We start from the raw sequence: 12,922 nt of genomic DNA on the forward strand, positions 1-12,922 counted from the left end.
AAAAAAGTTTAGCTTTTGGATTATCGGGGAAAGATAAAACTACAGCTAGATCCATACCCCTAAACTCCCTAGATTCGCCAGTGCCCGCAAGGCACTGGCCATTTTTTTGCCTTCGGGAAAAGCCTGCCCGAAACAGAAAGCTCTATCTTTTTGTATAAACATTAAACAATTCTTCAACTGCAGATGTAACCGTCCTGTTCCCTGCGATGACCTCGTTCTCTATTTTTGGAAGAAGCGGTTTTATGTCAGGATGATAAAAAAAGCTGAATTGGAGCTGATCCAGAATCATAGAATGTATCCATTGTTTTGTCTGGAGCCTTCTTCTTTCTTCAAAAACTCCTGATGTCTTTGCCGTATTTTCAAACGTTTTGATCACATTCCAGATCTCAGAGATGCCTTCATGAAAGACAGATGAGCAGGTATAAGCTTTCGTTTGCCATCCTTTAGTAGCTGGCTGAAGAAAGTGAAGGATACGGTTATACTCTGCTTTTGTTTTTTCGGCCAATTTTTTATTGCTTCCATCGGCTTTATTGACAATTACCGCATCAGCCAGTTCCATAATGCCTTTTTTCATTCCCTGCAGTTCATCCCCTGCCCCAGTCAGTGTTAAAAGCATAAAGAAATCCACCATTTCCCTGACAATGACTTCACTTTGTCCCACACCGACGGTTTCAACGAGAATAACATCAAAGCCTGCTGCTTCACACAGCAGCATGGTCTCTCTTGTTTTTCTGTGGACACCTCCCAGTTTCCCGGCTGAAGGAGAAGGTCTTATGAAAGCACGCGGGTTTCTTGATAGCTGCTCCATTCTTGTTTTATCGCCAAGGATGCTGCCGCCGCTCAAGCTTGAGCTCGGATCAACGGCAAGAACAGCTGTTTTTAAACCCGCATCACATAGATATGTCCCAAAAGATTCAATGAACGTGCTCTTTCCTGCCCCCGGCACTCCGGTTATCCCGATCCTGAGCGATCGCCCTGAATGAGGCAGGAGCCTGTGCAGGAGTTCCTGTGCATGGCGAAAATGATGCTCTGCGTTACTTTCAATCAGAGTGATCGCTCTTGCAAGAACAGTTCTGCTGCCACTCAAGATTCCTTCTTCAAGAACGTCAAGATCCGGCAGAGAGGCAGATTTTTTTTGAAACCTGCCTATTTTCTCGAATTTCTGCTTCGGCTCACCTGAATCCACACCACTGCGCACGGTGCTTGTAAAATCTTCTGCCTTTTCTTCATCAAACCATTCCGGTTTTTTATCCTCAGTCATTTACCGGGTCACTTCCTCGTACCCGAGACGGCTGTATATCTCTCTGATGACCTTTTGGGCAGCCACTGGAATGACGGTCCCCGGGCCAAAAATGGCAGAGGCACCATGCTCATATAAATATTGATAATCCTGCGCCGGAATTACCCCGCCGATGACTACAATAATATCTTCCCTATCCAGTTTCTTCAGTTCAGCAGCAAGCTGCGGCAGAAGGGTCTTATGGCCTGCTGCAAGTGAACTGATGCCAATGACATGAACGTCATTTTCGACCGCCTGAAGAGCTGTTTCTTCCGGAGTCTGGAACAGAGGGCCGATATCAACATCAAAACCAAGATCAGCAAAGGCTGTTGAAATGACTTTTGCTCCCCTGTCATGGCCATCCTGCCCCATCTTGGCAATCAGAATCCGCGGTCTTCTTCCTTCATTTTCAAGGAATTCATCTGTCATCTGCTTTACTTCTGCAATTTCTTTTTCATTTGAAAAAGCAGAACTATAAACGCCGCTGATTGAACGAATAATCGCTTTATGGCGGCTGGCCACTTTTTCAATTGCTTCGGAAATTTCGCCAAGAGTGGCTCTAACCCGTGCTGCATTTACTGCAAGCTCAAGAAGGTTACCTTCCCCTGATTCAGCAGCTTTTGTAATAGCCTCCAGGGCCTCAGCAACTTTCTCATTATCGCGGGAGGCCTTTAGCCGCTCCAGCTTTTCGATTTGCTTTAATCGTACAGCTGTGTTGTCGATGTCCAGAATGTCAATCGGCTCTTCTTTTTCCAGCCTGTATTTATTGACACCAATAATGGTTTCTTTTCCGGAATCGATTTGTGCCTGCCTTCTGGCAGCAGCTTCTTCGATTCTCATTTTTGGCAATCCTGTCTCAATTGCCCTGGCCATTCCGCCAAGATTCTCGATTTCCTCAATATGCTCCCAGGCTCGCTTAATTAACTGATCTGTTAGTGCTTCTACATAATAAGAACCGCCCCATGGATCAATTACATTGGTGATACCTGTTTCCTCCTGAAGGTACAGTTGTGTATTTCTCGCTATACGGGCTGAAAAATCCGTCGGCAATGCGATGGCTTCGTCCAATGCATTCGTATGAAGAGATTGAGTATGCCCCATCGCTGCTGCATGTGCTTCAATAAGAGTCCTTGTTACATTATTGAATGGGTCCTGCTCGGTCAAGCTCCAGCCTGAGGTTTGAGAATGCGTTCTAAGCGCCATTGATTTTGGATTAACGGGTTCGAAGGTCTTCATCATTTTTGCCCAAATGTAGCGGGCTGCCCTCATTTTTGCCACTTCCATAAAGTAGTTCATGCCGATAGCCCAGAAAAACGAGAGTCTCGGTGCAAAGGAATCAATATCGATTCCGGCTTTAAGTCCGGTTCTTACGTATTCAAGTCCATCTGCGAGCGTATAGGCAAGCTCAATATCAGCTGGTGCACCCGCTTCCTGCATATGATATCCTGAGATGCTGATGCTATTGAATTTCGGCATGTATTTTGATGTATATTCAAATATGTCGGCAATGATCTTCATAGACATTTCCGGCGGATAAATATAGGTGTTGCGCACCATATATTCTTTTAAAATATCATTCTGGATCGTTCCCGAAAGCTTCTCCTGGCTTACTCCCTGCTCTTCCGCTGTGACAATATAAAAAGCCATAACAGGCAAAACTGCGCCATTCATCGTCATGGATACAGACATTTGATCTAAAGGGATCCCATCAAACAGTGTCTTCATGTCCAGGATGGAATCAATGGCCACGCCAGCTTTCCCTACATCCCCTTCGACTCTTGGATGATCAGAATCATAGCCTCTATGGGTGGCAAGATCAAAAGCGACTGATAAACCCTTTTGCCCCATGGCAAGATTGCGGCGGTAGAAAGCATTGCTTTCCTCTGCAGTAGAAAATCCGGCATATTGACGGACAGTCCAGGGCCTGTTCACATACATGGTTGAATAAGGCCCCCTTGTATATGGAGGAAGCCCCGGCTTATCGTTTAAATGCTCCATATCTTTTAGGTCTTCATTTGTGTATAGCGGCTTTATTTTTATTCTCTCATTTGTTTCAAAGAGAAGATGATCGATGGATGAATTGATTTCTTCCTCCGCTTTTCTTTTCCAGTCATCCTTTGCTGATTGTTTTACTTTATGAATATCCAGGCTTTTAAAATCTGGTTTATTGGCCATTGTTTGCCACCTCCATCTCGTTCAGCATCTTCAAGAGAGTTTCATAGCAATCGCTTTTCATGTGAATGTATCCTCTGATTCCAGCACCTTTAAATTCATCCCTTTTTCTCTCTTCAGGAAGGCCGGCTAAATAGATTGCAGCTGATGGGAAAGCTTCTTTCAGTTGTTTAATTAAAGGAACAGCCATACTGTCATATTGGTCGTTTGATCCGCAAATAAAATAATGCCTGCAATTTGTTTCTTGGATAAATGCTTTAGCATCTTCCGGGTTCACTACTGAGCCGCTTCTGACTGCCTCAACCCCTCCGGGTGCGAGGAAGCCTGCAATAAAATCAGCACGGGCCTTATGATTCTTCAATTCTCCCAGACAGATTAGTCCTGCTTGAGGACGTATCCCCTTTTCCTTTAATCTTTCCGATAAACTCCGCAAACCTTCGAAGGACTCTGGAAGCCGAACCTGCGGGATTGGCTTGATAACACTCTTGCTGTTTTCAATGGTTTCGGCCTCTATTTGAAGCGGCTTTTCATCAGGGTTAGCATAAATATTTGTTCCAATGATACTTTGTTTTCTAGTATGAACATCTTTCTGCTTCTTTTCATGAACTTGAGAAATCTGACTCTGAACCCACCCTGTCTGGAGGGCTTCAGCCATTCCTCCCAGCTCTTCTATCTCAAGGAAAAGTTCCCAGGCTTTATCAATCAGTTCATTCGTCAGATGCTCCACATACCAGGAGCCGCCCGCCGGGTCAGAGACCTTCAGCAGATGCGCTTCCTCCATTAGAATGAGCTGGGTGTTTCGGGCAATTCGGTCTGAAAAAGGAGAATGTGCTCCTTCCGGTTCATTATACGGACTGACATGCAGGAATTGGACTCCTCCCAATACTGCTGCAAATGCTTCATTCCCTGCTCTCAGCACATTAACATAAGGATCATAAGCTGACTTAGTAAAGGAGGATGTTTCTGCTGAAATGACTATTTTTTTACTGTCTCTCTCAGCTCCATATACTTCTGCAACCTTGCCCCATAAAACCTTTGCCGCACGAAGCTTGGCAATCTCCATAAAAAAGTTTGAGCCAACAGCAAACTTGAATAGCATTTTGGATAGAATTTCTTCGATTTTTTTGCCTTTTCCAAGAAAATACTGCAGGTGATTTACTCCTGCAGCCAGTGCAAAAGCAAGTTCCTGGACGCCATTTGCGCCGCCATTGTGATAAACAGCAGTATTCACCATGATGGTTTTCAGGCTTGGCATATGTTCAGCTGCCGAATTGGCCGTTTCATTCAAATTTTCGTAAAGCTCATCGATTGAGCGATCGTTCATTTTGTCTGCAGCAGCAATGGCAAGCGGGTCTGCTGCAATATATCCTGTGATTTTTTCGCTTTCACTTAATCTCCCAAGTTCTTCTATTAATTGACGGTGACTTTGAGCGGCATCCACACTGAAAGGATATTTTTTATAAAGTTCTCCAACAGCGATGCTGATCTTCTCTGGATTTGTCAGCTGTTCTGGCTGGAAAGCCAGCGCTGTCTGACCCTTCGCAACAGCAGCAAGGAGTTTTTCTGCCAGCTCTTCAGAAGCTGAAGCACTAACCTTCTGTGCAACCTTCCATTCCTCTCCCAGGTATCCGGCAGCGTATGAACCCCTTCTGAAGTCTTCTGCACCCGGATATTGGGATAACGGGATTTCGGTCAGGTCCTCTCTGGAATAAAGCGGTTTCAATTTTATGTTTTCATATGTATTTCGTGATAATGTTTCTAAGGATTTCCCTTTAAGAGCTTTTTCTGCACTCTGTTCCCAATCTTCATTAGTCTGCTGCGGGAATTTTTCTTCAATCATTTTCTTTAATGACATAATTAGGCTGTCCTTGTAGCTGACAGCGTTCCCTCCCCTCATGCGGCAGCGGACCCGTTTCTCTTATGAAACATTGCCGCAAGAAAATTATAATAAAATTCTAAATTCTCCATACACCTATTTTAGTATACAAAGAAGAAACAAGCAATGAACAATAAGAAACCGCTGCCCCATAGCAGGGCAGCGGTCATTTTACTTATTAATAAATAGATGTATTTTCTTTGGATGTGTTCTCCAGAATTTCCTTTACGCGCTGCAGGAAGCGTCCGCATACCAGACCGTCAAGTACACGGTGATCAAGTGACATGCAAAGGTTAACCATATCACGGACAGCGATCATGCCATTGTTCATGACAACAGGACGTTTCACAATGGATTCAACCTGAAGAATTGCAGCCTGCGGATAATTGATAATGCCCATGGACTGTACGGAACCGAATGATCCGGTATTATTTACAGTGAAAGTTCCACCCTGCATTTCAGCAGAAGTCAGTTTTCCTGTACGTACTTTTAAGGCAAGATCATTTATTTCACGGCCAATACCTTTAATCGTTTTTTCATCAGCAGCTTTGATGACAGGAACGAATAACGCGTCATCTGTTGCAACTGCAATGGATATATTAATATCCTTCTTCTGGATGATCTTATCTCCTGCCCACATGGAATTAATCTGCGGGAATTCCTTAAGGGCCTGTGCAACTGCTTTTACGAAGAAAGCAAAGAATGTAATATTGAAGCCCTCTTTTTGCTTAAACTCCCCTTTAATGCTGTTGCGGTACTCAACAAGATTTGTAACATCCACTTCCATCATTGTCCAGGCATGAGGTGCTTCATGTTTACTGCGGAGCATATTGGCAGCAATCGCCTTACGCACTCCGGTAACAGGGATTTCAACATCACCTGGCATAACCGGTACATTAGGTGCTGGCGCCGCCTGTTTGGATGCAGCAGGCTGGGAAGGTGCAGGTGCAGCTTCCGGTGCTGGCGCTTCTGTCTTTTCCGGTGCAGCCGCAGCCGCTGCAGCAGTTGGAATATCTCCGGACTCAATGATCTTCATAAGATCTTTACGGGTGATGCGTCCGCCGCCGCCAGTACCTGTCACCTGGTTCAAGTCGATTCCATGCTCTTGAGAAAGCCTTAAGACTGCAGGTGAATAACGGACTCCTTTTGGAGCATCCGCTGCTTTAACAGGTGCCGCTGGTGCAGAAGGCGCTGAGGCTGAAGGTGCAGCCGTAGTCTTATCCTCCGCTTTTGTCTCTGCTGGCGCATCTTGAGCAGTTTCCCCGCCGCCTTCGGTTTCGATTGTCAAAATCACCTGGCCGACTTCATACGTTTCGCCTTCTTCTGCAATCAATTCTTTGATTACACCAGTGAAAGAGGACGGTACTTCCGCGTTTACTTTGTCAGTCATTACTTCAGCAAGCGGATCATATTTATTTACTTTATCTCCAACGGAAACCAGCCATTTGCTGATTGTACCTTCTGTAACACTTTCCCCAAGCTGGGGCATTTTTATTTGTTCAATAGCCACCTGAGTAACCTCCTTCTAGCTGCCCGCACTCTGCGGGTCATGCAGCAGGTGCAGCTGAACCGGAATGGAATCCGGCCTTAGAGCCGCACCCTCTGCGAGCTCTCCATTTTTATTAACTAAGATGCCATTATTAAAATTCAGCCAATTCACGCATTGCTTTTTCTACTTTATCAGGGTTAACCATAAAGTATTTCTCCATAGTTGGAGCGTAAGGCATTGCTGGCACATCAGGACCTGCAAGGCGTTTGATCGGTGCATCCAGCTCAAACAGGCAGTTCTCTGCAATAATCGCAGCAACTTCGCCCATGATACTGCCTTCTTTATTATCCTCAGTTAGAAGAAGCACTTTTCCTGTTTTAGAAGCAGCTTCAATAATTGCTTCTTTATCTAACGGATAAACCGTTCTTAAATCCAGTATGTGCGCTGAAATGCCATCTTTAGCAAGTCTTTCAGCAGCTTGAAGAGCAAAATGGACGCATAGGCCATAAGTGATGACCGTGATATCTTCACCTTCGCGTTTTACATCTGCTTTTCCGATTGGCAGCACATAATCATCATCAGGAACCTCACCTTTTATCAGGCGATATGCGCGCTTATGTTCAAAAAACAGCACCGGATCCTCATCACGGATTGCTGCTTTCAATAGTCCCTTAACATCATAAGGGGTAGAAGGCATAACAATCTTAAGTCCCGGCTGATTGGCAAATACAGCTTCGACGGACTGTGAATGATAAAGTGCTCCATGAACACCGCCGCCATATGGTGCACGTACTACAATCGGACAGCTCCAGTCATTATTTGAACGATAGCGGATGCGTGCCGCTTCTGAAATAATCTGGTTAACAGCCGGCATAATGAAGTCGGCAAATTGCATTTCTGCAATTGGACGCATTCCATACATTGCTGCACCGATTCCAACCCCTGCAATCGCTGATTCAGCAAGCGGAGTATCAATTACGCGGTCTTCGCCAAATTTGTCATATAGTCCTTGTGTCGCTTTAAATACGCCACCTTTTTTACCTACGTCTTCACCTAAAACAAATACCTTTGGATCTCTTTCCATTTCCTCGCGGATTGCCATAGTCACCGCATCGATATAAGAAATTACAGCCATATTCTCTCCCCCTTACTGTTCAGCATATACATGCTTTAAAGCAGATTCCGCTTCTGCATATGGAGCGTTTTCAGCATAATCAGTTGCTTCGTTTACCAGTTTCATAACCCGATCATTGATTTCCTTTTCAATCGCATCGTCCATAACGCCATTTTCTTTCAGGTAGGCCCCAAAAGTAATAATCGGATCTTTAGTTTTTGCTTCAGCCACTTCATCAGGAGCACGGTAGCTTCGGTCATCATCATCAGATGAGTGTGGTGTTAAACGGTATGAAACGGTTTCGACTAATGTCGGACCTTCTCCGCGGCGGCCTCTGTCTGCTGCTTCTTTCACAGCTTTATAAACTTCAAGCGGATCGTTTCCGTCAACTGTTATACCTGGCATACCATAGCCAATAGCTCTGTCAGACACATTTTCGCAAGCAAGCTGCTTTTCAATCGGAACAGAGATTGCATATTTATTATTTTCACACATAAAGATAACAGGAAGTTTATGAACACCTGCAAAGTTCGCACCTTCATGGAAATCTCCCTGGTTAGAAGAGCCTTCACCGAATGTTACAAAAGTAACCAGGTCCTTCCCTTCAAGCTTTCCGCCGAGGGCGACACCAACAGCATGAGGCACCTGTGTAGTAACAGGAGAAGACCCTGTCACGATCCGGTTTTTCTTTTGGCCGAAGTGTCCAGGCATTTGGCGTCCGCCTGAGTTTGGGTCTTCCGCTTTAGCAAACCCTGACAGCATTAATTCCCTTGCGGTCATGCCAAATGTTAAAACAACACCCATGTCACGATAATATGGTAGAACATAATCTTTCTCGCGATCAAGAGCAAATGCGGCACCTACCTGCGCAGCTTCCTGCCCCTGGCATGAAATAACGAACGGAATTTTTCCAGCACGGTTCAAAAGCCACATGCGCTCATCAAGACGGCGGGCTAATAGCATCGTCTCATACATTTCAAGAACTTTCTCATCACTTAAACCTAAATCTTTATGACGGTTTTCAGCCATTTATACAACCTCCTAAGCTAATATGTATCAGCCCGGGCTCCCATTTGGGGCCAGGACTTATTTTATTTAATCGGATTTTTATCCGTGGATTGCTTTTCCATCTACAGCAAGGGCAGCTTCACCGATTGCTTCAGATAACGTCGGATGCGGGTGGATAGTATGTGCTACTTCCCATGGAGTTGCATCAAGAACGCGTGCAAGGCCTGCTTCTGAAATCATATCTGTTACATGCGGGCCGATCATATGGACACCAAGAATATCATCGGAATCTTTATCTGCCACAATTTTTACAAACCCGTCAGATTCACCGAATACAAGCGCCTTTCCGATTGCACGGAATGAGAATTTGCCAGTTTTTACATTATGGCCTTTTTCCTTTGCTTCATCCTCTGTTAATCCTACACTTGCCGCTTCCGGTGAACTGTAAATGCATTTAGAAACCAGGCTGTAGTCAATTGGAGAAGGATTCTGGCCTGCAATGTGCTCCACTGCAACAATTCCCTCATGAGAAGCAACATGTGCCAGCTGAAGACCGCCAATGACATCGCCAATCGCATAGATATGAGATTCCTTTGTCTGGAAGTATTCATTTGCGGAAATAAATCCCTTTTCAATTTGAATATCCGTATTTTCAATGCCGATTCCTTCTGTATTTGCCTGACGGCCCACAGAAACAAGCAATTTCTCAGCGGAAAATTCCTTTTGGGAACCTTTCACTTCAGCTGAAATCGTTACTCCTTCACCTTTCTGAAGGGTTTCAGGAAGAACCTTTGCTCCAGTAACAATTTTGACTCCTTTTTTCTTCATAAGGCGCTGCATTTCCTTTGAAATTTCTTTGTCTTCTGTAGGTATAATGCGGTCAGCATATTCAATCACTGTTACATCAGCCCCAAAGTCTGATAACATGGATGCCCATTCGATGCCGATGACTCCGCCGCCAACAATGATAATGGAGTTTGGCACTTCTTCCAAAGCTAATGCCTCATCAGAAGTCATGACAAGTTGTCCATCAATGTCCAATCCTGGCAGGGTACGGGGGCGAGATCCAGTTGCTACAATCACATTTTTAGGGATCAGCATTTTATTTTCGTCCCCATTGTTCATTTCAACAGAAATTGTCCCTGGCATTGGAGAGAAAATAGAAGGTCCAAGAATGCGGCCTGTGCCTTCAAAAACATCAATCTTACCTTGCTTCATCAAGTGCTGAACACCTTTATGAAGCTGATCAACGATTTTGTTTTTTCGTTCCTGCACCTTACCAAAATTGATTGATACATCACTTGTGATTACGCCAAAATCTTCACTGTGCTTTGCAGTTGCAAACACTTCAGCACTTCTTAATAATGCCTTGCTTGGTATGCAGCCTTTATGAAGGCAAGTCCCTCCAAGTTTTCCTTTTTCAACGATTGCCGTTTTTAAACCAAGCTGTGAAGCACGGATGGCTGCTACATAACCGCCTGTGCCTCCGCCTAAAATCACCAAATCATATTCCTGTGCCAAGTTGCTTCCCCCTTCTATTTCAATGCTGCTTTCCCAGCTGTTTTTCCGGGATATTCTTTTTCAGTCTCTTCACCGCGCAAGACGCGAAGTGCACCTTCCGCAAGTGCCTGAAGCTCATTTTCACCAGGCTGGACGATGACATCTGCTATCCAGTTAATCCGCTCACTGATTTCTTTTACAAAGCCCTTGCCATAGGCGAGACCGCCTGTAAGGATAATGGCATCAACCTTTCCGCCAAGCACTGCACTGGCAGAACCAATCTCCTTAGCCACCTGATAAGCCATTGCGGAGTAGACAAGCTTTGCTTTCTCATCTCCGTTTTCAATCATCTTTTCAACCTTTACAGCATCATTTGTTCCCAGATAACCAACAAGGCCACCTTGTCCAACAAGTTTCTTCATCACTTCTTCACGATAAAAGCTGCCGGAGTAGCAAAGTCCCACCAGATCACCGGCAGGTACTGTACCTGCCCGTTCCGGACTGAACGGCCCGTCTCCATGAAGTCCGTTATTGACATCCACTACTCTGCCTTTTTTATGAGCGCCAACAGTAATACCTCCGCCCATATGTGTGACGATCAGGTTAAGCTCCTCATACTTTTTGCCGAGCTCCTTGGCCACTCTCCTGGCAACAGCTTTCTGATTCAAAGCATGGAAAATACTTTTTCTTTCTATCATTGAAAAGCCTGAAATACGGGCAATTGGGTCCAGTTCATCAACCACAACCGGATCAACAATGAACGATGGAATATTTAAACCCGAAGCAATCTCATATGCCAGGATTCCGCCAAGGTTAGAAGCATGCTGGCCAGCAAAACCGGCACGAAGATCCCCAAGCATTGCATCATTAACAGAATATGTGCCTCCTTCAATTGGGCGAAGAAGCCCGCCGCGGCCGCACACTGCACTTAATTTGGAAATATTGATTCCTTCATGATCCAGCGTCTCTAAAATGGTCTGTTTACGGAATTCATACTGATCGATAATACTTTCATATGAGTTAATGACATCTGCATCATGGCGTAATGTCTTCTCCAGGACAGAGATCTCATTATCGAAAACTCCAATCTTAGTTGAAGTGGATCCCGGATTGATGACGAGAATTCGATGTTCTTGTTCTAGCACGTTTAAACCTCCATAAAGAGCGGAAATCTCCCTTGTAAAAGCATACTCTTACTCAGGGGACTTTATTTGCCGCTGCATTTTTTATACGATGCTTTTAAAGGCAAAGACGCTGAATTCATAATTCAGCGCTTTGCATTTCAGGAAAGACAGGCTAAATTCCTCTTCTCATAAAACCTATCTGCGGCTAAGGATATGGTGGCCGTTTTGGAGGAACTGTCCGCGCGAATTACGCATTCTTTCAATTCTTTCCTCAACCATGCGGTCAGCCGCTTTATATGTTGGAATTCCATCCCTTTTAGCAATATCAATAACTTTTTCAATATTGTTGTATACAGTTTCAACTTTTTTCATTGCACGTTCACGGTTGTATCCGTACAGCTCATCTGCAACATTGATAACTCCGCCTGCATTAATTACATAATCAGGTGCATAAACAATGCCCATCTCATGAATTAAATCACCATGGCGGGTTTCTTTAAGCTGATTGTTTGCAGCACCAGCAATTACTTTTGCTTTCAGCTGTGGAATTGTATCATCATTAACTGTTGCACCTAAAGCACATGGTGCATAAATATCACATTCAACACCATAAATTTCATTTGGTTCAACAGCTTTAGCACCGAACTCTTCAACTGCACGCTGAACTGCTTCTTTATTAATATCTGTTACAATTAGCTGTGCACCTTCTTCATGCAGATGACGGCAAAGATTGAACGCTACGTTTCCAACACCCTGAACGGCAATTGTTTTGCCTTCTAAAGAGTCAGTTCCGAATGCAGCCTTTGCTGCTGCCTTCATTCCTCTGTATACGCCATAAGCTGTAACTGGTGAAGGGTTGCCTGAAGAACCGAAGGCAGGTGAAATACCTGTTACATAATCTGTTTCCTCATGGATCAGATCCATATCAGCTACAGTAGTGCCTACGTCCTCTGCAGTAATATAACGTCCATTTAATCCTTGGATGTAACGTCCGAAAGCACGGAACATCTCTTCGTTTTTGTCTTTGCGCGGATCGCCGATAATAACTGTTTTACCGCCACCAAGGTTTAAGCCTGCTGCTGCATTCTTATAAGTCATGCCGCGTGCAAGGCGCAATGCATCCTCAATAGCTGCCTCTTCAGATTCATAAGTCCACATGCGAGTACCGCCAAGCGCAGGACCTAAAGTAGTGTCATGAATAGCAATTATAGCTTTTAAGCCTGATTGTTTGTCCTGGCAAAACACCACTTGTTCGTAATCGTAAGTTTCTAAGTATTTGAAGATTTCCATGTTCTAATTCCTCCCCGGATTATGAAAAAATTTATGTTCGTTTGATTAAAATTTTTTATTTAAATGCTGA

At 44.5% G+C, this 12,922-nt stretch carries 10 protein-coding genes; all 10 read right to left on the bottom strand.

The genetic code is table 11. The features are described from left to right. Positions 1-142 precede the first annotated feature (142 nt). Positions 143-1,261 (bottom strand): methylmalonyl Co-A mutase-associated GTPase MeaB, encoded by a 1,119-nt coding sequence (gene meaB, locus NAF01_RS18170; protein ID WP_250800942.1) that lies wholly within the window; start codon positions 1,259-1,261, stop codon positions 143-145. Beyond that, complete coding sequence (gene scpA, locus NAF01_RS18175) at positions 1,262-3,454, bottom strand: methylmalonyl-CoA mutase (RefSeq protein ID WP_197247560.1); 2,193 nt, start codon at positions 3,452-3,454, stop codon at positions 1,262-1,264. Continuing rightward, positions 3,444-5,306 carry a methylmalonyl-CoA mutase family protein gene (locus NAF01_RS18180; RefSeq protein WP_048008214.1) on the bottom strand — a complete coding sequence of 621 codons (1,863 nt, stop codon included), beginning with the start codon at positions 5,304-5,306 and terminating at the stop codon, positions 3,444-3,446. The genes scpA and NAF01_RS18180 overlap by 11 nt, the downstream gene beginning before the upstream one ends. A gap of 199 nt (positions 5,307-5,505) precedes the next feature. Next, positions 5,506-6,837, bottom strand: coding sequence for a dihydrolipoamide acetyltransferase family protein (locus tag NAF01_RS18185; RefSeq protein WP_197247558.1), 1,332 nt, complete (start codon positions 6,835-6,837; stop codon positions 5,506-5,508). Positions 6,838-6,852: 15 nt separating this feature from the next. Beyond that, positions 6,853-6,987, bottom strand: coding sequence for a hypothetical protein (locus tag NAF01_RS25010; RefSeq protein ID WP_264193678.1), 135 nt, complete (start codon positions 6,985-6,987; stop codon positions 6,853-6,855). Next, the gene (locus NAF01_RS18190) at positions 6,968-7,951 is read right to left on the bottom strand and encodes an alpha-ketoacid dehydrogenase subunit beta (RefSeq protein ID WP_035330022.1); all 984 of its coding nucleotides are present in this window, start codon (positions 7,949-7,951) and stop codon (positions 6,968-6,970) included. The genes NAF01_RS25010 and NAF01_RS18190 overlap by 20 nt, the downstream gene beginning before the upstream one ends. A 12-nt stretch (positions 7,952-7,963) precedes the next feature. Further along, the gene (locus NAF01_RS18195) at positions 7,964-8,959 is read right to left on the bottom strand and encodes a thiamine pyrophosphate-dependent dehydrogenase E1 component subunit alpha (protein ID WP_048008216.1); all 996 of its coding nucleotides are present in this window, start codon (positions 8,957-8,959) and stop codon (positions 7,964-7,966) included. Between the two features lie 78 nt (positions 8,960-9,037). Beyond that, on the bottom strand, positions 9,038-10,459 hold the full coding sequence (gene lpdA / locus NAF01_RS18200; protein ID WP_250800943.1) for a dihydrolipoyl dehydrogenase: 1,422 nt from the start codon (positions 10,457-10,459) through the stop codon (positions 9,038-9,040). A 14-nt stretch (positions 10,460-10,473) separates the two neighbouring features. Further along, entirely contained in the window at positions 10,474-11,583 is a 1,110-nt protein-coding gene (buk, locus tag NAF01_RS18205; RefSeq protein WP_048008218.1) for a butyrate kinase, read from the bottom strand. Between the two features lie 174 nt (positions 11,584-11,757). After that, the gene (gene bcd / locus NAF01_RS18210; RefSeq protein WP_048008219.1) at positions 11,758-12,852 is read right to left on the bottom strand and encodes a branched-chain amino acid dehydrogenase; all 1,095 of its coding nucleotides are present in this window, start codon (positions 12,850-12,852) and stop codon (positions 11,758-11,760) included. Positions 12,853-12,922 lie beyond the last annotated feature (70 nt).

The organism is Cytobacillus firmus, assembly GCF_023657595.1.
Lineage (GTDB): Bacteria > Bacillota > Bacilli > Bacillales > Cytobacillaceae > Cytobacillus > Cytobacillus firmus_B.

What these genes read in the sequence shown, in the direction of transcription:
- meaB (WP_250800942.1), bottom strand. Translation starts at nt 1,261, where the DNA reads ATGACTGAGGATAAAAAACCGGAATGGTTTGATGAAGAAAAGGCAGAA.
- scpA (WP_197247560.1), bottom strand. Translation starts at nt 3,454, where the DNA reads ATGGCCAATAAACCAGATTTTAAAAGCCTGGATATTCATAAAGTAAAA.
- NAF01_RS18180 (WP_048008214.1), bottom strand. Translation starts at nt 5,306, where the DNA reads ATGTCATTAAAGAAAATGATTGAAGAAAAATTCCCGCAGCAGACTAAT.
- NAF01_RS18190 (WP_035330022.1), bottom strand. Translation starts at nt 7,951, where the DNA reads ATGGCTGTAATTTCTTATATCGATGCGGTGACTATGGCAATCCGCGAG.
- NAF01_RS18195 (WP_048008216.1), bottom strand. Translation starts at nt 8,959, where the DNA reads ATGGCTGAAAACCGTCATAAAGATTTAGGTTTAAGTGATGAGAAAGTT.
- bcd (WP_048008219.1), bottom strand. Translation starts at nt 12,852, where the DNA reads ATGGAAATCTTCAAATACTTAGAAACTTACGATTACGAACAAGTGGTG.